The organism is Mucilaginibacter sp. P19 (genome assembly GCF_050632265.1).
Taxonomy (GTDB): Bacteria; Bacteroidota; Bacteroidia; order Sphingobacteriales; family Sphingobacteriaceae; genus Mucilaginibacter; species Mucilaginibacter gossypii.
Genome location: NZ_CP192586.1, coordinates 1,413,569 through 1,435,422, shown reverse-complemented (window position 1 = coordinate 1,435,422; position 21,854 = coordinate 1,413,569). Strand labels below are relative to the sequence as shown.

22 protein-coding genes and 2 pseudogenes are annotated in these 21,854 nt (G+C 42.9%); 9 read left to right on the top strand and 15 right to left on the bottom strand.

Annotation, left to right across the window (positions count from 1 at the left end; all coding sequences use genetic code 11):
* Nucleotides 1-18 precede the first annotated feature (18 nt).
* Nucleotides 19-2,454, top strand: a complete 2,436-nt coding sequence (locus ACQ86K_RS06725; protein WP_091163488.1) for a penicillin acylase family protein — start codon at nucleotides 19-21, stop codon at nucleotides 2,452-2,454.
* Here ACQ86K_RS06725 and ACQ86K_RS06720 read toward each other — a convergent pair.
* Nucleotides 2,440-2,643 carry a hypothetical protein gene (locus ACQ86K_RS06720; protein ID WP_091163028.1) on the bottom strand — a complete coding sequence of 68 codons (204 nt, stop codon included), beginning with the start codon at nucleotides 2,641-2,643 and terminating at the stop codon, nucleotides 2,440-2,442. The two genes, ACQ86K_RS06725 and ACQ86K_RS06720, sit on opposite strands and share 15 nt — an antisense overlap.
* A 16-nt stretch (nucleotides 2,644-2,659) precedes the next feature.
* Between ACQ86K_RS06720 and ACQ86K_RS06715 the strand changes: the two genes are divergently transcribed.
* A complete protein-coding gene (locus ACQ86K_RS06715) occupies nucleotides 2,660-2,800 on the top strand; it encodes a hypothetical protein (protein ID WP_167516217.1) in 141 nt (46 codons plus the stop codon).
* Between the two features lie 53 nt (nucleotides 2,801-2,853).
* Here ACQ86K_RS06715 and ACQ86K_RS06710 read toward each other — a convergent pair whose 3' ends face one another.
* The gene (locus tag ACQ86K_RS06710; protein WP_176844367.1) at nucleotides 2,854-3,531 is read right to left on the bottom strand and encodes a lipid-binding SYLF domain-containing protein; all 678 of its coding nucleotides are present in this window, start codon (nucleotides 3,529-3,531) and stop codon (nucleotides 2,854-2,856) included.
* 93 nt (nucleotides 3,532-3,624) lie between these two features.
* Nucleotides 3,625-4,104, bottom strand: a complete 480-nt coding sequence (locus ACQ86K_RS06705) for a DUF1203 domain-containing protein (protein WP_091163026.1) — start codon at nucleotides 4,102-4,104, stop codon at nucleotides 3,625-3,627.
* A 225-nt stretch (nucleotides 4,105-4,329) separates the two neighbouring features.
* Here ACQ86K_RS06705 and ACQ86K_RS06700 point away from each other — a divergent pair, with 225 nt between their 5' ends.
* Both ACQ86K_RS06700 and ACQ86K_RS06695 read left to right on the top strand, forming a co-directional pair.
* Entirely contained in the window at nucleotides 4,330-5,316 is a 987-nt protein-coding gene (locus tag ACQ86K_RS06700; protein WP_091163025.1) for an acyl transferase, read from the top strand.
* Between the two features lie 122 nt (nucleotides 5,317-5,438).
* Nucleotides 5,439-6,152, top strand: a complete 714-nt coding sequence (locus ACQ86K_RS06695; protein WP_091163024.1) for a PH domain-containing protein — start codon at nucleotides 5,439-5,441, stop codon at nucleotides 6,150-6,152.
* Nucleotides 6,153-6,274: 122 nt separating this feature from the next.
* Here ACQ86K_RS06695 and sucC read toward each other — a convergent pair whose 3' ends face one another.
* Complete coding sequence (gene sucC, locus ACQ86K_RS06690) at nucleotides 6,275-7,468, bottom strand: ADP-forming succinate--CoA ligase subunit beta (protein WP_090532025.1); 1,194 nt, start codon at nucleotides 7,466-7,468, stop codon at nucleotides 6,275-6,277.
* 397 nt (nucleotides 7,469-7,865) lie between these two features.
* Between sucC and ACQ86K_RS06685 the strand changes: the two are divergent.
* From ACQ86K_RS06685 to ACQ86K_RS06670, 4 genes and pseudogenes are all read left to right on the top strand, one after another.
* Nucleotides 7,866-8,524: pseudogene (locus tag ACQ86K_RS06685) on the top strand (ABC transporter ATP-binding protein).
* Between the two features lies 1 nt (nucleotide 8,525).
* The gene (locus ACQ86K_RS06680; protein ID WP_091163022.1) at nucleotides 8,526-8,825 is read left to right on the top strand and encodes a hypothetical protein; all 300 of its coding nucleotides are present in this window, start codon (nucleotides 8,526-8,528) and stop codon (nucleotides 8,823-8,825) included.
* Nucleotides 8,825-9,433: an HAD family hydrolase gene (locus tag ACQ86K_RS06675; RefSeq protein ID WP_091163021.1), complete on the top strand. Its 609-nt coding sequence runs from the start codon at nucleotides 8,825-8,827 to the stop codon at nucleotides 9,431-9,433. The genes ACQ86K_RS06680 and ACQ86K_RS06675 overlap by 1 nt, the downstream gene beginning before the upstream one ends.
* Nucleotides 9,434-9,657: 224 nt before the next feature.
* Entirely contained in the window at nucleotides 9,658-11,013 is a 1,356-nt protein-coding gene (locus ACQ86K_RS06670) for a S41 family peptidase (protein WP_431200047.1), read from the top strand.
* A gap of 201 nt (nucleotides 11,014-11,214) precedes the next feature.
* Here ACQ86K_RS06670 and ACQ86K_RS06665 read toward each other — a convergent pair whose 3' ends face one another.
* From ACQ86K_RS06665 to ACQ86K_RS06615, 11 genes and pseudogenes are all read right to left on the bottom strand, one after another.
* A complete protein-coding gene (locus ACQ86K_RS06665; protein ID WP_431200807.1) occupies nucleotides 11,215-11,448 on the bottom strand; it encodes a hypothetical protein in 234 nt (77 codons plus the stop codon).
* A gap of 1,481 nt (nucleotides 11,449-12,929) precedes the next feature.
* A pseudogene (locus ACQ86K_RS06660) lies at nucleotides 12,930-13,262 on the bottom strand (hypothetical protein); the annotation flags it as partial.
* Between the two features lie 560 nt (nucleotides 13,263-13,822).
* Entirely contained in the window at nucleotides 13,823-14,371 is a 549-nt protein-coding gene (locus ACQ86K_RS06655; RefSeq protein WP_431200046.1) for a hypothetical protein, read from the bottom strand.
* Entirely contained in the window at nucleotides 14,320-14,754 is a 435-nt protein-coding gene (locus ACQ86K_RS06650) for an AAA family ATPase (RefSeq protein WP_431200045.1), read from the bottom strand. The genes ACQ86K_RS06655 and ACQ86K_RS06650 overlap by 52 nt, the downstream gene beginning before the upstream one ends.
* Nucleotides 14,755-14,978: 224 nt before the next feature.
* Nucleotides 14,979-15,764, bottom strand: a complete 786-nt coding sequence (locus ACQ86K_RS06645; RefSeq protein ID WP_091163018.1) for a PhzF family phenazine biosynthesis protein — start codon at nucleotides 15,762-15,764, stop codon at nucleotides 14,979-14,981.
* A 210-nt stretch (nucleotides 15,765-15,974) separates the two neighbouring features.
* Nucleotides 15,975-17,402, bottom strand: a complete 1,428-nt coding sequence (locus ACQ86K_RS06640; protein WP_091163017.1) for a hypothetical protein — start codon at nucleotides 17,400-17,402, stop codon at nucleotides 15,975-15,977.
* On the bottom strand, nucleotides 17,402-18,376 hold the full coding sequence (locus ACQ86K_RS06635) for an aspartyl protease family protein (protein ID WP_091163016.1): 975 nt from the start codon (nucleotides 18,374-18,376) through the stop codon (nucleotides 17,402-17,404). The genes ACQ86K_RS06640 and ACQ86K_RS06635 overlap by 1 nt, the downstream gene beginning before the upstream one ends.
* Before the next feature lie 60 nt (nucleotides 18,377-18,436).
* Nucleotides 18,437-19,102 carry an ATP-binding cassette domain-containing protein gene (locus ACQ86K_RS06630; RefSeq protein ID WP_176844366.1) on the bottom strand — a complete coding sequence of 222 codons (666 nt, stop codon included), beginning with the start codon at nucleotides 19,100-19,102 and terminating at the stop codon, nucleotides 18,437-18,439.
* On the bottom strand, nucleotides 19,084-19,407 hold the full coding sequence (locus ACQ86K_RS06625; protein ID WP_129569333.1) for a hypothetical protein: 324 nt from the start codon (nucleotides 19,405-19,407) through the stop codon (nucleotides 19,084-19,086). Before ACQ86K_RS06625 ends, ACQ86K_RS06630 begins: the two co-directional genes overlap by 19 nt.
* Before the next feature lie 294 nt (nucleotides 19,408-19,701).
* Nucleotides 19,702-20,553: a methylated-DNA--[protein]-cysteine S-methyltransferase gene (locus tag ACQ86K_RS06620; protein ID WP_091163014.1), complete on the bottom strand. Its 852-nt coding sequence runs from the start codon at nucleotides 20,551-20,553 to the stop codon at nucleotides 19,702-19,704.
* 98 nt (nucleotides 20,554-20,651) lie between these two features.
* Nucleotides 20,652-21,005: a DUF488 domain-containing protein gene (locus ACQ86K_RS06615; protein WP_218134348.1), complete on the bottom strand. Its 354-nt coding sequence runs from the start codon at nucleotides 21,003-21,005 to the stop codon at nucleotides 20,652-20,654.
* 115 nt (nucleotides 21,006-21,120) lie between these two features.
* On the opposite strand from ACQ86K_RS06615, the gene ACQ86K_RS06610 reads away from it, so the two are divergent.
* Nucleotides 21,121-21,840: a 2OG-Fe(II) oxygenase gene (locus ACQ86K_RS06610; RefSeq protein ID WP_091163013.1), complete on the top strand. Its 720-nt coding sequence runs from the start codon at nucleotides 21,121-21,123 to the stop codon at nucleotides 21,838-21,840.
* The last annotated feature ends 14 nt before the right edge of the window (nucleotides 21,841-21,854 follow it).

Sequence of the window (21,854 nt, the reverse complement as noted above, 5' to 3'; positions counted from 1 at the left end):
GGCATCATCATCCAAGCAATGAAATTTACCAAAGCATTCATATCTATCTTTTTCACATTACTGCTCATTTGGGCACTGCAAACTAAAATAAGCCTCGTTCCACCATTAGGAAAATTCCTGAGCCCGGCCGATGGCTTTTGGCAAAATGCCGAAAGCAAGCACATTTTGCCAGCACTCAACCTGAAACTGAATGGCTTACAGGATAAGGTTACCATTAAATTTGATGAGAATCATATCCCGCACATTTTCGCACAGAACGAGCACGACCTGTACTTTGCCCAGGGATACATGACCGCAACCGACCGCCTTTGGCAAATGGATATCCAAACCCGGCAGGCAGCAGGCAGGCTGGCTGAAGTTATTGGCCCCAAAGTGCTGGATATTGATCGCTATCACCGCCGCATGGGAATGGTTTACGGCGCCGAAAAAACAATAAAGGCAATGATGGCCGATCCAGTAGAGCGCAACATGATCCTGGCGTATACCGATGGCATCAACAGTTATATCCATCAGCTAAGCCCGAGGAGTTACCCCATAGAGTTTAAACTGCTTAACTATGCCCCCGAAGACTGGAAACCTATCAACTGCGCCTTTTTGCTTAAGCTGATGTCGGAAACATTGGCCGGCGGCTCAAACGAATTTGCAATGACCAATATTCTGCGCAAATTTGGCCCGGCCTCTACAAATGATCTTTTTCCCGATTATCCTATGCACGAAGATCCTATCATACCTACAGGCACAAAATGGGATTATTTTAAAACATTGCCCATTCCCAAACCATCCGCTAATTTTTTAGCCGGCATGGCAGATAGTACAAATACTAAACCCCGTGTTGAAGGTATCGGCAGCAATAACTGGGCGGTAGCGGGCAGTAAAACAGCAAGCGGGTATCCTATTTTAGCTAATGACCCGCATCTTAACCTCACACTACCTTCTATCTGGTACCAGGTACAGCTTTCGGCGCCGGGTATGAATGTTTATGGTGTATCACTACCAGGTGCGCCCTGTGTTATTTTAGGTTTTAACAATAACATTAGCTGGGGTATTACCAATGTTGATGCCGACGTATTGGACTGGTACCAGGAAAAATTCAGGGATACCAAAATGGAGGAATACTGGTACAACAACAAATGGAATAAAACTACCCGCCGTGTTGAAAAAATTGAAGTACTTGGTCAAAAACCGGTTTATGATACAGTAGTTTATACGCACCATGGCCCGGTTGTGTATCAAAACAATGCTCAAAAAGCCGATGGCCCTGATTTTGTTCCGGTTGGACACTCTTTAAGGTGGATAGCACACGAACAATCCAATGAACTGATGGCTATGTACCTGCTTAATACAGGCAAAAACTATGACGATTACCGCAAGGCGCTTACCTTTTTCAGCGCCCCTGCTTCAAATTTTGTTTTTGCCAGTAAAGACGATATCGCCATAACCCCAAACGGTAAATACCCGCTTAAATACAAAGACCAGGGGAAATTTATTTTAGATGGAACCGACCCGGCTGACGACTGGCATGGCTGGGTACCATTTGGGCAGGACCCCACCATTAAAAATCCGGCTCGTGGGTTTGTAAGCTCGGCCAATCAATCATCAACAGATCCTTCTTATCCTTATTATATCAATTGGTCATTTGCGCCCTATGAACGCGGTAAACGCATTAATGACAGACTTGCCGTTATGACTAATGCCACCGTTGATAGTATGCGTAAACTCCAAACAGATGTATACAGTATCCGGGCACAGAACATTTTACCAACCATGCTTAAATATATCGACCCAACTAAACTTAATGCTACACAACTTAGCGCTTATGATCAAATCAATATGTGGGACAAAAATTTCGCACCGAATTCAATAGGTGCTACTGTGTTTACCAATTGGTGGTCGCAATTGTACAATGCTGTGTGGGGGGATGATTTTGCAGATAAAACCCTGCAAAACAATTTCCCTTCTGTAGATCGCACAGAAAAGCTACTGCTTAATGAGCCAACTTCCAAATGGTTTGATGACATCCGCACACCAGCAAAGGAAACCGCAGCAGATATCGTTAATAAAGCTTTTGCAGCTGCGGTAAAGGAAATTACCGACAGATGTGGTAAACCCGGAGCAAACTGGCAATGGGGTAAATTTAAAAGAATGGAGATAGCGAGCCTTTCACGTCAACCGGCTTTTGGTTCGGGTAATTTTGAATCGGGTGGCACAGCATCAACAGTTAATGCCCTTCATGACGGGCATGGCCCATCATGGCGTATGGTGGTGCAAATGGGTCCCAAAGTAAAAGGTTACGGTATTTTTCCCGGCGGCGAATCAGGTAATCCCGGCAGTTTTTTCTATAATGATATGTTCAAAACCTGGAACGAGGGAAAGTTAAAAGAACTGCTCTTCATGCAATCGGTAAGTGAACAGTCACCACGCATTAAATCAACTTATACATTAACCGGTAAATAATAACACCATGTTGTTCTTCATCATACTTATACTTTCATTTGCCAGCGGATATTTTTTACCCTGGTGGATAGTCGCAGTCATATCATTTTTAACGGCCCTTTTTATTGGCACAACAGCAAAAAGTTCTTTTTGGCAAGCCTTTATAGCGGTTTTGATGGTATGGATAGTACTGGCTCTCTTTAAAAGCATACCCAATGATCATATCATGGCTACAAGGATAGCCCACTTATTTCATCTGCCTGGCTGGGGTTATATATTAGCTGTAACGGGCATTTTAGGAGGCTTAGTGGGTGGGATGTCGGCACTGTCCGGACTACTGCTTAAACGGGCATTTCAAAAGCATTAAAACAAAAATACCCGGAATTTAGCCGGGTATTTTTGTTTATCAGCGCATTGTTTTTAAAACGCGGCCAATGTTTCTTTTAATGTTTTAACCGCCTCGGTATTGCTGCTTGCCTGCGCAAAAATATCCTGCGAGGTGGCTTTGGCTCCATAATAAGCAGCGTTTGAATCCTTATCGATGCCCAGGTTTGAGCCATTGATGGTTATCCCGGCAAACAAACCACGGCTGCGTGAGTATGAGTAAACCTCGGCCTGCAGCTTATAATCGGTACTTGCAGTCGAACTGCGGCCAACAGGGCCGGCTGCTGCAGAAATATCGCCACCGATAGTAAAATCGCCATTCTTGACTTTGGTTAATACACCTTTATGGCGGAACACCAGCACCAGATCAACGGATTGTACGCCGATTTGTAAGCCAAAGCTACCGCCTGTTAAGGTAACAAATACCGGATCACTCCATTTGCCATTATCCAGTTTCACCATGGCTACGCCTTTACCACGTTTACCGCCAATGCCAAATCCGGCATTGATGAGTTTGGGAATGATAACAATGCCTTCGTATTCTTCCAATAGCTGATGCGGGATGCTTTCCTTCATCTTGGCAAACTCTTTCAACACATTTGACGAATTATGGATGCGTTCTGTCTGCTTGCTGTCATCGGCCGGTTTTGCCGATATCATTACAAAAAAGAGACCTAACAAAACCGGGAGTCTCAAGAATTTTAATGTTTTCATGGGGATAGATGATTAATATTATTAATTATATATTCAATATTTAACTAACCCCCAAAACACGTACTTGTTTTTTAATTTTATGTAATAGGAACGTCAAACACGCTCAATTTTGCATATAAAACAACATGCCTGGGCATTTCTGGCATGCAAATATTCAACATTGTCATTTTCGGCAAATATTTCGCTGATCAGTTCATCAACATCGGCATCACCAACAAGCCGGGTTAAAACCATTTGCTGCGCTTTGCTGTAACCTATGAGCGACAACGGGAAACTCTTTTTATTAGCCTTAATCTCCGGCGGGAAACGATAAATATCGCTGTACTCCTCCACATCTTCAGCGTGAATAAAAATAGGTCCCGGCTGGTTATAGGCATTTTCGATTTCAAAAGGCGAGTGCTTTAGCAACAGGCGTTTATCAACATTACGGTCAAAGGGTTTAAGTGAAACCCGGCATGGCCCAAGCCCGGTAGCCAGTTGTTCAACCACTTCGCCTCCAAAATCGTCGGTCATGGTTGTCCTTATTTTTTTGGCGAATGATTTTGATAGCGGTACAATTTTAAATGTGTTCATGATTATTGTTTTTAGATAGATCAAAGTTCGCGCGATAAACAAAGCGTTTCAACCCGAAACTTGCGGAGTTTCTGAACCGGGATTTATAGGATTTAAGGATTACCCGGATGCCAATAAATAGTTTGAAAGCAAATCCGTTGATCCCAAAAATCGGGTTAATCCCGGTTCAGATAATCTGCACATCTGAAATCCGCACATCTGCACATTTCCTTATCTTTGCCCTCAATGGACAAACCAGGTAAACAGGAAATATTTTCTATCAGCACCGAAGAGCAATTTAACGACGCTGCCTTGCAGGTTTTCAACTACCAGGCACAGCATAACCCGGTTTACAGCCAGTTTATTGAAGGATTGAAAATTGATCCATCATCAATTACATCTTACAGCCAGATCCCATTTTTACCTATTGAGTTTTTTAAGTCACATACTATATTAAGTACCGATGCGCCCGTTGAGGTAACCTTTACGAGTTCAGGTACTACTGGGATGATCACCAGCAGTCACCGGGTTACCGATAAAACCTGGTATGAGGAAAGCTTTCGGCGTGCCTTCAATATTTTTTATGGTGATATCAGGGATTTTACTGTACTGGCTCTGCTCCCGTCCTACCTGGAGCGCGAAGGTTCATCCCTCATTTACATGGTTGATGATCTCATTAAACAATCAAATCATCCGGATAGCGGTTTCTTTTTGTACAATCATGACGAGCTGTTTCATCAACTTAAAAAACAGCAGGATGCCGCGAAACCTACGCTTTTAATTGGCGTAACTTTCGGCCTTCTCGATTTTATTGAAAACCACCAGGTCAACTTTCCCGAGCTTGTTGTAATGGAAACCGGCGGGATGAAAGGCCGCCGTAAGGAAATGATTCGCGAGGAGCTGCACGCCATTTTAGGCAAAGGCTTTGGTGTAAAGCAGATCCACTCGGAATATGGAATGACGGAGCTGCTGTCACAAGCTTACTCCAAAGGCGACGGCATTTTCAATTGCCCGCCATGGATGAAGATCATCATCCGGGATACTAACGATCCGCTCAGTACGTTACAAACTGGTAAAACAGGCGGCATCAGCGTTATTGACCTGGCCAATATCAATTCCTGCGCGTTTATTGCTACGCAGGATTTGGGCAGGATTTACCCTGATGGCTCTTTTGAAGTATTGGGCCGGTTTGACCAGTCAGACATCCGCGGATGTAATTTGTTGATTGCTTAATACCATTTGAGAATCAAGACGTCAGGAATAACGTTTCAGGAAAACTTGATTCTTAACATTTGATTCTTGACTCTTTAACAGGTATAATTGTTATTTTTGCGCGCATCATAAATGCTAAAAATATGATTGAGAAATTTTTAAACGAGGAACAGGACCCTAAAACAGTTGAAAAGGTTTATTCACGCCTTGTGGATCTGCTTTCTTCAGGCGAAGAGGTTATCTACATTGCCGTTCAGAAAAAGCCGCTGGTAAACCTTTTTCCTGATTGTATAGCTATTACCAACAAACGTGTATTGTTTTTTACCCCGGCCAACCTGGGGCTATCTATCAAGTTTGTTGATTTTGTTTGGAAAGATATCGTTGACGTATATACCAAGGAAGAAATTATCGGCTCCATTTTCAGCGTAAAAACCACCGGTGGCGCCGAAATGGCTGTTGATTACCTGCCTAAAGTTCAGGGCCGTAAATTATACCAGTATGCCCAGGAACGTAAGGAAGTTGAGCGTGAAGCCCGCCGTCAGCGCGACCTGGAACAAAAACGTGCCGAATCAGGTGCTATCCAGCTGGAAAATTCGCCTGCCCGCGCTTTTGTAGCACCGGCATCTCCGCAACCCTTTTCTCAACAAAATGGGTACACAGCACCTGCCGCACCTGCAACGCCGCCTGCACTAGTTGCTGTCCCTGCTCCTGTTGTACAGGAAACACCTCCGCCTGCATCACCAAAGCCTGATGAGCTTACCGAAAAACTAAAAAAACTAAAAACCCTGTTTGATAATGGCCTTATTTCGCAGGAAGAATATAACGCCAAAAAACTTGACCTCTTGAGTGACTTATAGTCTTTTAGGGGACATGGTACCCTTATAAAAAAAGGAGGCCGTATCAATGTGATATAGCCTCCTTTTTTATCTACAGGCTGGCAATTAATCTCTAATCATCAGCCTCTTATCTCTAAAAAGAATTAAAGCGCCAAAACTTCTTTAACACGATCGGCAGCTTCTTTCAGCAATATTGCCGAGTAAACTTTCAAACCTGAGTTATCGATCAGTTCTTTTGCTTCGGCAGCGTTTGTGCCCTGTAAACGAACAATAATTGGCACCGGGATATTACCGATCTCTTTGTAAGCATCAATTACACCTTGCGCAACACGGTCGCAGCGAACAATACCACCGAAGATGTTGATCAGAATGGCTTTTACGTTAGGATCTGAAAGGATGATATTGAAACCAGCTTTTACAGTTTGCGCGTTGGCCGTACCGCCTACGTCAAGGAAGTTGGCAGGCTCGCCCCCGGCAATTTTAATGATGTCCATAGTAGCCATAGCTAAGCCGGCGCCATTAACCATACAGCCTACGTTACCATCAAGCTTAACATAGTTAAGGTTTGATTTGCTGGCTTCAACCTCGGTTGGATCTTCCTCATCGGTATCACGCATTGCAGCGTAATCCGGATGACGGTAAAGCGCGTTATCGTCAAGGTTTACCTTAGCGTCAACAGCTAAAATTTTATTATCAGAGGTTTTTAAAACCGGGTTAATTTCAAATTGCGATGAGTCGGTACCTTCATAGGCTTTGTATAAAGCAGCAATGAATTTGGTCATGTCTTTAAATGCTTCGCCTTCAAGGCCAAGGTTAAAGGCTATTTTACGGGTCTGGAAGCCCTGTAAACCAACTTTAGGGTCAATCTCTTCTTTAAATATAAGCTCAGGGGTTGAGTGTGCAACTTCCTCAATATCCATACCGCCTTCGGTGCTGTACATAATAATGTTGCGGCCACGGGCGCGGTCAAGCAATACGCTCATGTAAAACTCTTTGGTTTCACTTTCGCCCGGATAGTAAACATCCTGTGCAACTAAAACTTTCTTAACTTTTTTACCTTCAGGACCAGTTTGCGGAGTTACCAATTGCATACCTAAAATATTGCCGGTATGTTCTTTTACCTGGTCGATGTTTTTGGCAAGCTTAACGCCGCCGCCTTTACCACGGCCACCTGCGTGGATCTGTGCTTTGATCACTACCCAGCTTGAGCCCAGGTCTTCTTTCAATTTTTGGGCAGCCTCAACAGCCTGCTCAACAGTATCGGCTACAATGCCTTCCTGAACTCTAACGCCATAGCTTTTTAATATAGCTTTACCCTGATATTCGTGAATATTCATGTTTTGAAGAATTTGCGGTAAAGCTACAATTTTGTTTGAAACGGTAAACACCTTGTTTCAGTTTATTTGCCCTTATCGGGGTAAATAACATTGTATTTACAAAGGATACAAAGTACAAGAAACATAGGGAATTGAATATTAAGCAAACTAAGGCGCAACGCCGCAAAGAAAAAATGGTACAATTTGTTTTCAGTTGAGAGCCTGCTTAAATCATCTCATACAGCTCTTTGCCAGAATCAGGATTTACAGGATTTTAAGATTAATAGAATGTTCGTCAAATCAGAAAAATCGGGTGTCAACATAATCAAGAATCATCAACGGTAAAAATCGGTGAAATCATAAATCAATCAGTGTAATCCCAACAAAATAAATCCAGCTAATCCGTTAACTTTGCCAAATGCTTAAAGCCAGATCTATCCATAAATCATACGGACAGTTACAAATATTAAAGGGCGTTGACCTTGAGGTACAAAAGGGTGAAATCGTAACCATCGTTGGTGCTTCAGGTGCCGGAAAAAGCTCGTTACTTAACATATTAGGTACCCTTGACCGGCCAGATTCGGGCACTTTAACCATTAATGATATTGAACTAAACAAACTAAACAATAAACAACTAAGCGATTTCCGGAACCGGCAGATTGGTTTTATATTCCAGTTTCATCATCTACTGGCCGAGTTCAGCGCTCTTGAAAACGTTTGCATCCCGGCCTTTATAGCAGGAAAATCAAAATCTGAAGCAGAAAAAAAGCGGCCGGGTTGCTTGACCTTTTGGGTTTGAAAGACAGGTTGCACCATAAACCTAACCAGCTATCTGGCGGCGAGCAACAACGGGTAGCTGTGGCACGTGCGTTAATCAACAATCCAGCACTTATTTTTGCCGATGAACCTTCAGGCAACCTTGATTCGGTCAACGCGCTCGAGCTTCATGAATTATTTATTAAGCTTAAAAATGATTTCAGGCAAACCTTTGTTATTGTTACTCATAATGAAGATCTTGCAAACCTGTCAGACCGCACAGTTACAATGAGGGATGGTTTAATTGTTAACGCCCATTAACATGAGCATTTTAATTACCGCCGCCACGTCGGCGCAAGCCTACCAGCTCAAAAACAAACTGGAAGGAAAAAATATTATTTTGGGTGATCATATGGACCTGCCTGATTTTATGATAAAAACCGGCAAAATGATATTGTTGCCCAATCCAGCTTCGGCAAGTTATACACATGAAATGCTAACGCTTTGCCTGGATAAAAGCATCGATTCGGTTTATTTATTAAGGCCTGATGAAACAATACTCTTGCTAAAGGCCGAAACCCTTTTTAATGAATACGATATAAACCTACACGTAATTGCTTAATGGACTATAAGGATATTGATAAACGTAAAACAGCTTTTATTTTTGAGTTAGATAATGTGCTTTATCCGGCAAAGGATTATTACTTTCAGGCTTATTACCTGTTTGCAAACATGCTTGAATATATTGAGCTGATAGATGCAAAGGCCGCAACCAAAGTATTAACTGATACGTATATAGCTGAAGGGAAGGATGCCGCATTTAACCGTTTGACGGAGCAGTTCCCGGTGGCCGAACAATACCGCGATAAATTTGAGAACCTGCTTTTAACTGCCAAATTACCGCTAAAACTGCTTTTATATCAAAATATACTTACCTTAATGCAGGATATTGTGGTCGACCGCAAAAAATTGTTTATTGTAACTAACGGCAATGTTCAGGAACAGGTAAATAAAATTAAACAAACCGAATGGCACGGGCTGGAAAAATATCTCCGCTGCTATTTTACCGAAGAAACCGTACCAAAACCCGAACCAGATGTAATTAACCTGCTTATTCAGGAACATGGCCTCCAGCGTAAAGAAATAGTGATGATTGAAAATTCGGAAACAGATAAGCTTTGTGCCGAAGCCAGCGGCATTGACTGTATCAGTGTTGAAGACTTTTTATAGTATTACCTATAACATACTTACTAACAAGGCGTTTTAATACTTAAACTCAAGTGTATGAGAAAAATATTTTACTTTTTAGCCCTTATTTCCGTTGCATCGATATCTGCCTGTAAAAAAATAAACCTATTAATAACGGCGATGATGGTACTACCGGCCCGCCAAGCACCGGTACCGCCCTTGATCGTATAAGAGATTCTGTTTTTTTATATCCACAGGAAACCTATTTGTGGTACAACCAGCTTCCAACCTATAAAAACTTTCAGCCCCGTAACTATGTCAGTACTGATACTATTACCGGGTTAAGCAGCGAGGTTGACCATTTATCACAATATGCCGTAAATCCGGCAAGCTCTCAACCGTACGAATATTACGATAATACCGGCACGGCTAAGTATTCGTTTATTGATGACGGCTCGGTATCGAACGAATTGAGCGGTAATGGCGGCGACTTCGGTTTTTCGGTATTCTACCCTACGCGTTCGGATCTGAGGATCAAATATGTATACCCTGGTTCACCTGCTGATAAAGTAGGTATTAAACGCGGGTATCAGATCACCAAAATAAATGGGCGTACCGACCTTGCTTACGATGACGGAGGTTCGACTACCCAGTTTGTAATACAAGCCTATGCATACAGCAAAACTATCAGCATGACATTGGCCAGACCGGATAATACTACCGTTGATGTAACGCTTAATACTGCTAACTATACCATAAACCCTGTTATTACTTATAAAACACTGGACGCCGGCTCGGGCAAAAAAGCAGGCTACATGGTTTTTAATTCTTTTACTGATAAAACCAATGCCGGTCCTAAAATATTAGAGGCCTTAAACAGCTTCACTGGTATTTCCGATTTGATCGTTGATTTAAGGTATAACGGTGGCGGATCCGTAGAAACTGCAGAATACCTTGACAACCTTTTAGTACCATCGGCTAAGAACGGCACTAAGATGTATACAGCTTATTTTAATGATAAGCTTACAAACGATAACTATACCTTGTTTAAAAACCTTTACGAAATACCCAAAGGATTTTTTTCGGTAAGCAACCAAACTGTTAATTTCCAAAAACAAGGGTCACTTAATTTAAGCCGGATATTCTTTATAGTTGGTAGCGGTACTGCCTCAGCAAGTGAGTTAACCATTAATAACCTGATCCCTGAACTGGATGTTGAATTGATCGGCTCTGTCACCTATGGCAAGCCTGTTGGTTTTTATGGTATTGATATCAATAAATACCAATTGTATATGCCAATGTTCTCCACAAGAAATTCGGCAAACAATGGCGATTATTATACCGGTATGACACCAGGACAAGGCATTTATAAAGGTGTTAGCGCTGTCGACGATCTGACCAAAGATTTCGGCGACCCTACCGAAGGTTTATTAGCACAGGCTTTGAGCTATATCTCTACCGGCAAGTATAAAACCGGTTCAGTAACAACCCAAAGCCTGGCTACCTCTTCAAAAAACGTACTTTCGGCCGATCAGAAACGTGCGATGGAACAGAGATTCACCCGCAGCAAAGTAAAAGGTTTGATGCTTAAAACACCATCGGTGTTTAAAAAGAAGAAATAAAATTTTTCCGTATCATTTAAGGCGGAGGGCTAAAAAGCTTTTCGCCTTTTTTATTATGCTAAAGCTTGCCGTTGTTGGTGTTGTCACCAACAACTTTATGCTATGCGTATCGGCTTTAGTGGTTAATAAAATTATACAGGTATAACAAGTTGTTGGTGGCAACGGCGCGAGCTTTTAGCTTTCCGCCTTAGGCTTTAAGCTCTAATCAGCCAGCTCTCTTAAATCAACGGGAACAACGCGGGAAATCCCCTGCTCAACCATGGTTACGCCGTAAATAACATCTGTACTTGCAATAGTTCGTTTGTTGTGGGATACAATGATGAATTGAGAGTCTTTGGAGAAGGTACGGATAATGTTATTGAACTTATCAATATTGGTATCATCAAGCGGCGCGTCAACCTCATCAAAAATACAGAAAGGTGCAGGCTTAAGCAGGTACAGCGAAAAAAGTATAGCGGTTGCCGTAAGGGTTTTTCCCCTCCCGATAGTTGGTTGATGGATAATGGTCGTTTACCTTTTGGCTTCGCGATGATATCGATATCTGACTCGAGCGGATGATCAGGATCAGTCAGGATCAGATCGCATGAATCCTCTTCATTAAACAGCGAGCGGAATACTTTAATAAAGTTTTCGCGCACCATAATAAACGCGGTCATGAACTTATCTTTCGCGGTATCATCAATCTCCTGTATGGTAGCCAGCAATGATGCTTTGGCTTCACTCAGGTCTTTCTTTTGCGCCTGGATAAAAGTATAACGCTCGTTCATTTCGTTATAAGCCTCTACCGCCATCGGATTTATGGCGCCAAAATCATCCAGCTGTTTTTTTAGCTTTTCGGCTTTCTCGCGCAGGTCCTGCTCATTTTCACCTTCGGGTACTTCGCTTTCGGGCAGGTCTTCAATATCTATATTAAACTCAACCGAAAGACGTTCTTTCAGCGCGTTCAGGTCTATCTTTAAATTATTTCGTTCGTCGCGCAGCTCATTCTCAATAACTTCGCTGTTTTCTTTTTTGCGCCTCAATGAGCTTACCTGACTCTCATTTTCGGTGATGAGGCCGCGCCATTGATAGTACTCCTGTTCGGCTTGTTGTGTGGCCTTTTCCAGGTTTTCCTTCTGCTCATACATTTCAAGCAGGTTGTCGTCTGAGTTATCGGCCAGTTTCAGGTTTTCCTGTATAGCAACTTTTACTTTTTCAAGCTCGCTGCTATTTTGCCTTATACGCGTTTCAAGGCTTTCCTGCTGGGTATCACGATAGTCAAGGTCTTTCATCAATCCCGACACCTTGTTTTGCTGCTGATGGAAACGGATATTTTCCTGGTTATAAGCGTTGGATTGTACCGATACGTACTCATTAAGCTCGTTAAAAGCCATCTGCTTATCGGCCAGTAAATCGCTTTGGATCTGGCGTTGAGTTTTTAGCTCGGCCAATTGCGGTTGCAGGGCAGCCATTTCATCTTTGATCCCTGCAATTTTGCGGGCGATATCTTCTTTACGGTTAAGGCTATTTTCAATAAAAGTTTGATATTGCTCCTGGCGGGTTTTTACAGTGATCAACTCGTTATTTAAACGGTTCAGGATCTGTTGCTGTTCATTGATCTCAGCTGCCTTGGTTGACGAACGTAAAGCTGCAAGCTTGTTCTGTAATTCTTCAGACTTCGTACGAAATGAACCCACCTGGTTCTCTATTCCCCGGATCTCTTTAGCCAAATTCTCCAGGTTTTTAGCACGCCCGATCCTTTTACCTTCAAACAAACCCACAGACCCACCGGCCATGGTATGTTTTGATTTATTGAACTTACCGCTCTTGCCGATTAACACAACGCCCTGCGGTAAAGTTTCGCTATTGATCTGGCCTTCTTTATCGTCATCAACCAGGTAAACACCTTTAAGCAGGTAATTACAAAGCGGCAGGTAACGTTTTTCAACCTCAATAACACTCAGTGCCGGGATAGCCCCCTCCTTTTCGAAGCTGATTTGTGCAGGCGATTCATCAGCGTAGTTATTCAGCACAAAGAAATTTGCTCTGCCCTTTGCCGAATTGCTCAACAGGCTTATAGCCTTTACAGCATCGTCGTAGCTTTCAACCACGTAATAGTTCATGAGCGGTTCAAGGTAGTTTTCAATGGCTACACGAAACTCCTCCTTACAAAAAAGCACATCGCTAAACAAAGGTGCATTTTTAGCCCAATCGGCATTCTTTTTCAGGAACCTGATTGACTCCGGGAAGCCCTCCAAACTGTCAACCATACTTTTGGTAAGGTTGTATTCGTTTTGTTTGGCATCCAGCCTGCGGCTTTCTTTTATAATGGTATCCTTAACCGAGTTCAACTCAACATCGGTTTCGGCAATTTGTTCTTTTAATTTATTTTCAAACTCAACAGCCTGCTGAAATTCATCGTCGAGTGTTTCCTTGCGGTATTGCAGCTCGGCAACCACCTGGTTAAAGTGCGAAAGCTCCACCTCTTTATTGGTGGTATCTTCCATATTACGCTGGCTTTCCTGCTCCAAAGCCTGTTGCTGAATTTGTAATATATCCAGGTCCTTTTCAGCCTTGTAAGCCTGGTTTTGCAGGCGGGTATTGATATTATTAAGTTCGTTTAGCTCATTACGTGCTTCGGTTTGCTGGGCGCGCAATTCGTCAACAGCCTCCTTTAAATCAGTTACCCTGCTTTGAATAGCTTGCAGGGTTTCATCTTCAGTAGCCTTTTCCTCGTTTAGGCGTTTAATGTTGTATAATACGTGGTTCAGCTGGTTTTTGTCCCGTTCTAACTCTTCAGTCAGACGCGATTCCTTATCTTGTTGAAACTTCAACTGTTCATTCTTGATCTTCTTTTCGCTTTCGTAAGCGCGGATCTTGGAAACAAACTCGTTGGTTGTTTTTTGCTGAACAGAGAGGTTTTTTCTTTGGTGATGCTATCCAGCTTTTGTTGCTGTAAAGTCGCTTCCAAAGTATCAATCTGGGCTACGATATCGCCCTTCTCGGCCTTATGCTTTAGCTCCTGCTCCTCTATCTTTTTTAATGATTCGCTGAAAGCCACGATCCTGAACGAAGCCAGCATAATGCTCAATGTTTTATACTGCTCCTTGAGACGATAGTATCGTTCAGTTTTCTTCGCCTGGTTCTCCAGCGATTTCAGGTTCTTCTCAATCTCAAACAGCAGGTCATCAACACGGGCCAAATCGGCCTCTGTCTCTTTCAGCTTACTGAAAGTTTGCTTTTTGCGGAGCTTGTATTTAGAGATGCCCGATGCTTCCTCAAACAGGTTACGGCGTGAGCCCTCCTTATTGGTGATGATCTCGTCGATCATCCGGAGCTCGATGATAGAATAGGAGTCGGAGCCGATACCCGTATCCAAAAAAGATCGGTAATATCCTTTAAACGGCACTGTACATCGTTAAGTCGGTATTCGCTTTCGCCCGTGCGGTAAAGCTTACGAGTAAGCGTTACCTGCGAATAATCGGTTGGCAGTACGTTTTTTGTATTATCAAAAGTGAGGGAAACTTCGGCAAGGTTAGCCGATTTACGGCTTTTGGTACCGTTAAAAATAACGTTATCCATTTTCTCCGAACGGAGCATCCGGGTGCTTTGCTCACCCAAAACCCAACGGATACTGTCAACAACATTTGACTTACCGCAACCGTTAGGGCCTACAATAGCGGTAACACCCTCATTAAAATTGATGGTTATTTTATCGCCGAAACTCTTGAAGCCTTTGATTTCTAAACGGGTAAGCTGCATTTAATTTATTAAGTACCTTGCAAAGTCCAAACCTCCAAAGTAATTATAAATAATTGAGTTTTGAAAGTATATTTTGATTTGAGGTGAAAGGAAAAAGGCTAAAGGTGAAAGGTTGATGTAGTTAATCATTTCGAGCGCAGCGCGGCAATCGCTTGCTTTACAGAGCAGCTATGCTTCTGTGCAATTACTTCGTCGTTCCTCCCTGCAATAACATGAGGAAGAAATCAAACCCTGATCTCCCCCTTCAGATAAGTAACCGCTTTACCGCTCATCAATACCCTATCACCTTTAAGCTCGCACCAAAGCTCGCCGCGGCGGGCCGAAAGCTGATAGGCATGGAGGCTATCTTTACCAAGGCGTTTTGCCCAATACGGGATCAGGTTACAATGTGCCGATCCGGTAACCGGGTCTTCGGGGATGCCTGCGCCGGGGGCAAAAAAGCGTGAAACAAAATCAGAGTTATCGCCAGGAGCGGTGGCTATGATCCCTACCGTATCCATTTTTGACATGGCGAAGAAATCGGGCGTAAGCTCCCTGATATCCTGCTCGGTTTCATAAACAATGAAATAATCACGCGAGCGCAAAAATGCTACCGGCTGCTTTTCACCAAGCGCTTCGGCCAATCCGTTTGGAGCCTCAATTGGGATAGGTGGCCTCGACGGAAAATCCATAGTATATTTATCGCCATCGCGCTTTACAATTAGCGTTCCGGCCTTTACGGTTTCAAAATGAATTACATCTCCCTCATATCCCAGCTCCGAAAATAGGATATGAGCAGATGCCAGGGTAGCATGCCCGCAAAGATCTATCTCATACTCGGGCGTAAACCAGCGCAATTTGTAGCCATCCCCGTTTTTCACAAAAAAAGCGGTTTCGGCAAGGTTATTTTCAATGGCTATCATTTGCATGGTAACATCGGGCAACCATTCATTAAGCGGACAAATTGCCGCCGGGTTACCGCCAAAGAGCTTATCGGTAAATGCGTCGGCCTGGTATATGGGGATGGTCATAAAAATATTGTATTTTAGCTAATATAACGAGGTGAGAGTCAAAATGCAAGAATATAAGAATCAAGATTCAAGAATACCAGAATCATGATGCAAGACTGTGAGAATCAAGATACAATACTGCAAGAATCAAGATCTTTATTAATATTTTCCCGCTTCTTAATTCTTTTCTCTTGATCCTGATCTCTTGGTTCTTATCTCTCGATTCTTTTCTCACTCGATCCATAAAACGGAATTACCCGAATTATATTGGTTAGGTTCGTAAAGTTTATTGCCCGGGTCTATCATCCATTTATCATCCACAATAAACTTGTACAGTTGCTTGCCTGGTTTCAGGTAAACACTTACCGTCCACTCTTTACCGTTAAAAGCAAGTGTGTAACCAAAATCATCAAAGTTGTTAAAACTGCCCGCTAAATGAACCTTTTTTGCATTATTGAAACCGCTTAGCTTAAACGTATAATTTGGTTTCACCGAAATATATGAATTAACAACGCCGCCCTCCATCATATTACGAGGGTTTTTGGGGTCGGTGATCCAGTTATCATCCACAACAAACTTATAGCCATAATTGCCCGGCGGAATAATTAAGGACGATGCCCAGCCCGTTTTGGTTTTGGTAAGCGGGATCAGGCCATGTTCCCAATTATTGAAGCTTCCGCCAACGTACACTTTCTTTGCATTGGTATAACCATCAAGCTTAAATACAACCGTTTCGCCAAGGTTCAGCACTGAGTTGGTATATCCATCAGCGCCCTGGATCTTATTAGGATTAGCTGGATCGGTGATCCATTTGCCATCAACCAGGAAACGATACGCCTGTGTGCCTTCGTGCAGGTAAAGCTGTTTTTGCCAGCCTTTGGGACTTTTCTCGAGAACGATATTGTTAGCGTCCCAATCATTAAAACTCGCTGCCAGTGTTATTTTATGGGCATTGGCGTATCCGTTAAGCTTAAAAGTGTAGTTATAACGAAAGTATATTGAATTATCGTCATGATCGCTCACCAGGTTGTTATAACGGTCACTGGTCCAATGGCCATCCACAATAAATTTATATTCATACTTGCCGGGTTTCAGCTTTATGTCGGCAATCCAACCGCTGTCGGTTTTGGCCATGATACCTTTAAGGGTGCTCCAGTTATTAAAGTTACCTGATAACAGTACCCTTTTACTTTGGGCATAACCGGGCAAAAAGAAACGGGTTAATCCAGATGGTAGTTCATGAACGGTGATTTTAGCAAAGTTATTGATGCCGAAGCTAACATCAGCCGGATACCCCGGCGACTCATTATCATTGTTATCTATTTTAGTAGTTATCAGGTAAGGAGTAACTTGCGGGTTCAGGTTAAGGGCCTCAAGCGGCCTGTCGAACTCTATTATATTTCCCTGTTTTTCGGCCATTGTCCAGCCGTCTTTTTTCAGAGCGGTAAAATCTCCCTTCAAAATAGCAGCGGCATTTGCACCTTTTAACCCGGCTTTTTTGAGCAAGCTATCTACCTCCGTTTTAGTCGACCGCATATCAATAAGCAGCCTTAGGTTATCGCCGCCCATAACCAGCTTACCGCGTTTTTGCGCGCTTGCAGACAAAGCCATGCAAACCATCGCAAAAAAAACAATAACTATATAGGCCCCTCTTTTCATTACTGATTATTGTAAATGTACATTTCAAATTCTTTTTTAACAAAGTTGATGGTGAATATGCCCCTTACAAAGAAATCGTAACCCAATACACCATCTATTGTGTAACCATAAGCGTTCCCCATTTTTTCGAGATTGGTGATCAGGATCCGGTTTTTCATATACTTGCGGTCGCCCACAACCAGGTTATCAAAACGGGTATAGATCACCTCGATAGAAGTACCGCCAATCCCCATAATTTTTGAGCGGCTAACTACCTCCATATCGGGCATTAGCTTTTTTGATCTCCTGTAATCGAGCAAACTGGTTTCTGCTGCGCTGTCAAAAGCGAACCAAAGCGAATTATCATTAACAGTGCCCTTCATTAAAATAACATCATTAAGCATGCGGAAAGGGCTTACCATAAACCGGTCGTAAAATACTTTCTCAGCCGGAGGGATATTGCCGTTTTCGTCAAGCTTTTGAATATATAGTGTATTACGGAACAGATCGACTGTAATGGCAAAATCTGAAAATACCCGGGTACCCAGTAATCCCAATATTTTGATCCCTTTACTGTTTTCGATAGAGGACAGATCGGTAACATCGGCCCTGAGCCTTGGATAATGTAGGTCAAGGATGTTAAAATTACGGATATAAGTAGTAAAAGAACTGCCGGCAACGCCGTTGATTCCTGCAGATTCCTGCTCAGCTACGTGTGGCAGATCCCTAAAATAGGTTTCATTTAAAACCAGATACGGCGCGCCGGTATCCAGCACAAAATTACCTTCAAGGGTATCGATCTGGGCTTCAATAACAATCAGGTTACCAGCTCGTTTTATGGGGATGACCAAGGTTTTAAAATCGCCGGTTGGTGAAGGATCCGGGTCTGATTGTACGTTTTTAAAGGTGATGCCATTAATGGTCGTTTTCCCGCTTCCCGCTGCACCCAAACAGCAGAAAGTTAAAAAAGCGATCAATAAGTAAACCCTGAACATGGTATTAAGTATATACCTATCAGACCCTCGTTTTACACTTTAAGTTACACCTCCCGGCATTTAAATAATGTGATTAATATAGCCGTGCCTGATCAGATCATCAGGGCTGTTGATGGCTTTGGTGCTCCCGTCGGTAATTAGTACTATTCTATCGGCCACGTCAAGGATATTATAATACTGATGGTCGGTAACAATGATACCTTTTACCTTAGCGCATTTACGAATGATACCCTTAAACATTTCCGCCTGCACCGGCGAAACATGAGTAAATGGCTCATCGAGCAATATAAAATCTGCCCGGCTGTAAATACACATCAGGGTTTCCAATTGCCTGAGTTCTCCGCCGGATAGCTGGCCGGGCTTTTTGTGATGATGATCCTGGTAAATTGACAATGAGGTAAATTCATCAGTAAATTGAGGGTCGATAATGGTACCAGCAAGGCTTTGGATCTTTATACTTTGCGGCAGATAATTGTGCTGGGGCAAATAAGCTACCCGACCATCGTCATAACCTTTATAAATGTGTTCATCGTCGATGCTTACGTGCTTGTAAGTTGGCTTCAGGCTACCGAAAATAACCCGCAGCAGCGATGACTTGCCACAGCCGTTGCGGCCAAGCAAACCTACCACCTCGCCCTGGCGGCAATCGAGATAAATATCCTGTAAAATTTTGCGTCCATCAAACTCGAGGTGAACGCTGTCGGTTTTTAAAATATACTGACCCAATATTTTACCAGTTTTAAGAGTGATAGCAGTATTCCGTAGGCCAGGGCATCGCACGTAAGGGCGTACAGGTATAACTTGTCGATCCCGTAACCTGCATTACGGAAGTAGAAGAAGGTTTTAGTTGAGTTGTAATTATAATACCGGAAGCCGATAATTAAACCATAACTCATTATTTTAAAAATGTATGATTCTACAATATTAACCTCTCCGCGAAACAAATAGTAGATGCAGATCATGTTGATGGTCATGCACCATAACAACATCGACTTATAAAAATACCAGGTGATTTTTATGGTGTTACGCATTCAGCTAATCATGACAGGTGAGCTAAAATAACGCAGGTTGTGGCTTAAAATTTTCCTCGCAGGCAATTCTATTTTGTTCGCCCGCTGGCTCTCCTGGCGAACAGGTTCGGAGATGCGGTAACTGCAGACACAGTTTTTGATGAGCCCGGCACTTTACTCCACACTGAGGCGTTGTTCCAGTGATCTGTAAAACAGGACATACTCATTTTTATGTTTACGTCCACGCTTACTTTAGCGTTGCTATGTAAGCGCGGACGCTTGAGGGCAATTGCATATCCCCCTTGCTCACAAACCTTATTCAACCCGCTCCTTTAGCGCTGCTTCCCAGCCTATTATTGCGTTTTTACGGGTACTGCCCCAATGATACTGGCCGATTTCGCCGGTTGATTTGATTACCCGGTGGCAGGGGATCAGGAATGCTACGGGGTTACTACCCACCGCTGAGCCGACTGCTCGGTAAGCATTTTCGCTGCCTGCTTTTTTGGCAAGTGAGCCATAAGAGGTTAATCCGCCGGGAGGTACTTTCAATAACGTCTCCCACACTTTGATCTGGAAATCGGTCCCTTTTAAATGCAGCTTGATCTCGTCCAAACGGCTCCAATCCTGCGTAAAAATAAATAAAGCGTTCTGCTGGATCCTGTCAACTAACTGGTTGAATACCGCGTTAGGAAAACTTATCTTCAGTTGCTCCAATGCTTTCTCTTCGCCCTCATCAACAAACGCCATGTGGCAAATCCCTTTAGCAGTGGATGCTACGATCACCTTACCAAAAGGTGTATCTGCAAACGAATAGTTGATATGCAGCATGGCTCCGCCGTTACGGTATTCGCCGGGGGTCATACCTTCTACCTTAATAAAAAGGTCATGCAGCCGGCCACCTCCCGAAAGACCTGTTTGCAGCGCGGTATTAAAAACATTCGCGTCTTCATGTTTCAAGATTTCCTTGGCATGCTCCACACTCAAATACTGCAGGAATTGTTTTGGGGTTACCCCTGCCCAATCCTTAAACATCCGTTGAAAATGAAAGGGGCTTAAATTAACATGTTCCGCAACTTCGTCCAGTTTAGGCTGTGCCTTAAAATTCTCCCTGAAAAAGCCAATCGCGTCTGCTATGCGGGTATAATCTATCTCTTGTTGAGTTTTCATAAAGCCTTTTTTTAAATAAATTCAATTGTGTTTTTTGTATTTACAACACAAAGGTACCGGCCTCGTCTCTGCTCAACAATCCGATTCTTGCGGAGTTTTCAGGCGATATGCTCTTCGATTATCTTGCTTAAAACTACCGCATTATTTAATTTCAGCTCCTTTGAAGAAAACACCAGCGTCACTATTTTATGCTGCCTGATATAATCTACCAATTCATCCAAAGCCTTTGCACCCTCAGTTTCAGTGCGGTATTTTTGGTTAAAGGCTTCAAATTTCTCAGGATCATGGTTGTACCATTTTCTTAGTTCGTTAGATGGAGCTACATCTTTAAACCACTTGTCAATCCGTTGGTCTTCCTTTTTTATCCCCCGCGGCCAAAGGCGGTCCACCAAAACCCTAACGCCATCTGCCTCGGTATAAGGTTCATAAACCCGTTTAAGTTTAATCTTCATGATAATGTATTTTAATACTTTTTCTTCGATGGAACCGACAGTATAAATTCCGCAAGAATCGGATTGCCCACCAATCTTCCTAACGATAGTTTTGATACTATTCAAAATAACAAAAATGACACCGGAACAAACACTTAAAGATCGCATCAAAAATCTTGATTGGGATCAAATTAATAAAACATTACATGACAACGGTTTTGCAATTGTTAAACAGGTTTTAGGTGAACGCTACTGCGATACATTGATCAGCTATTATGACGCAGATGCTTACCGTAAAACCGTCATCATGGAGCGCTACAGATTTGGATACGGCGAATACAAATACTATAAATACCCGCTTCCTGCAATTATAACCGATTTAAGGGAGAGCGTTTATCCGTACATCGTACCTGTGGCCAATAAATGGATGAATGAACTTGGTTTTGACAAACAATTCCCCGGCACCCATGAAGAAATGAAACAGTTAAGCCATGAAGCCGGGCAAACCAAACCCACAGCCCTGATATTGCAATACACAGAAGGCGGATTTAACACCCTGCACCAGGACCTTTACGGCGAGGTATATTTCCCCATCCAAATGGTTTTCATGCTCGATCAACACAACAGAGATTATACCGGCGGCGAATTTGTAATCACCGAGAAAATTCCGCGGGCGCAATCAAAAGTTAATGTACTTACCCCTGGCATGGGTGATATGGTTTTATTTACCACTAACTTTAGGCCAGTAAAGGGAAGTAAAGGTTATTACAGGGTAAATATGAAGCACGGCGTAAGCCCGGTTCACAGCGGTAAGCGCCATAGCCTGGGCATTATATTTCATGACGCGCTGTCTTAAACAGATTGATGTGA

Coding starts and splice junctions, on each gene's coding strand:
- ACQ86K_RS06650 (WP_431200045.1), bottom strand. CDS start 14,754: ATGCAGCTTACCCGTTTAGAAATCAAAGGCTTCAAGAGTTTCGGCGAT.
- ACQ86K_RS06625 (WP_129569333.1), bottom strand. CDS start 19,407: ATGCGTAACACCATAAAAATCACCTGGTATTTTTATAAGTCGATGTTG.
- ACQ86K_RS06710 (WP_176844367.1), bottom strand. CDS start 3,531: ATGAAAACATTAAAATTCTTGAGACTCCCGGTTTTGTTAGGTCTCTTT.
- ACQ86K_RS06700 (WP_091163025.1), top strand. CDS start 4,330: ATGGACAAACCAGGTAAACAGGAAATATTTTCTATCAGCACCGAAGAG.
- ACQ86K_RS06610 (WP_091163013.1), top strand. CDS start 21,121: ATGACACCGGAACAAACACTTAAAGATCGCATCAAAAATCTTGATTGG.
- ACQ86K_RS06715 (WP_167516217.1), top strand. CDS start 2,660: ATGGCTACAAGGATAGCCCACTTATTTCATCTGCCTGGCTGGGGTTAT.
- ACQ86K_RS06640 (WP_091163017.1), bottom strand. CDS start 17,402: ATGAAAAGAGGGGCCTATATAGTTATTGTTTTTTTTGCGATGGTTTGC.
- ACQ86K_RS06695 (WP_091163024.1), top strand. CDS start 5,439: ATGATTGAGAAATTTTTAAACGAGGAACAGGACCCTAAAACAGTTGAA.
- ACQ86K_RS06680 (WP_091163022.1), top strand. CDS start 8,526: ATGAGCATTTTAATTACCGCCGCCACGTCGGCGCAAGCCTACCAGCTC.
- sucC (WP_090532025.1), bottom strand. CDS start 7,468: ATGAATATTCACGAATATCAGGGTAAAGCTATATTAAAAAGCTATGGC.
- ACQ86K_RS06615 (WP_218134348.1), bottom strand. CDS start 21,005: ATGAAGATTAAACTTAAACGGGTTTATGAACCTTATACCGAGGCAGAT.
- ACQ86K_RS06675 (WP_091163021.1), top strand. CDS start 8,825: ATGGACTATAAGGATATTGATAAACGTAAAACAGCTTTTATTTTTGAG.
- ACQ86K_RS06720 (WP_091163028.1), bottom strand. CDS start 2,643: ATGCTTTTAAAGAGAGCCAGTACTATCCATACCATCAAAACCGCTATA.
- ACQ86K_RS06645 (WP_091163018.1), bottom strand. CDS start 15,764: ATGACCATCCCCATATACCAGGCCGACGCATTTACCGATAAGCTCTTT.
- ACQ86K_RS06620 (WP_091163014.1), bottom strand. CDS start 20,553: ATGAAAACTCAACAAGAGATAGATTATACCCGCATAGCAGACGCGATT.
- ACQ86K_RS06705 (WP_091163026.1), bottom strand. CDS start 4,104: ATGAACACATTTAAAATTGTACCGCTATCAAAATCATTCGCCAAAAAA.
- ACQ86K_RS06725 (WP_091163488.1), top strand. CDS start 19: ATGAAATTTACCAAAGCATTCATATCTATCTTTTTCACATTACTGCTC.
- ACQ86K_RS06635 (WP_091163016.1), bottom strand. CDS start 18,376: ATGTTCAGGGTTTACTTATTGATCGCTTTTTTAACTTTCTGCTGTTTG.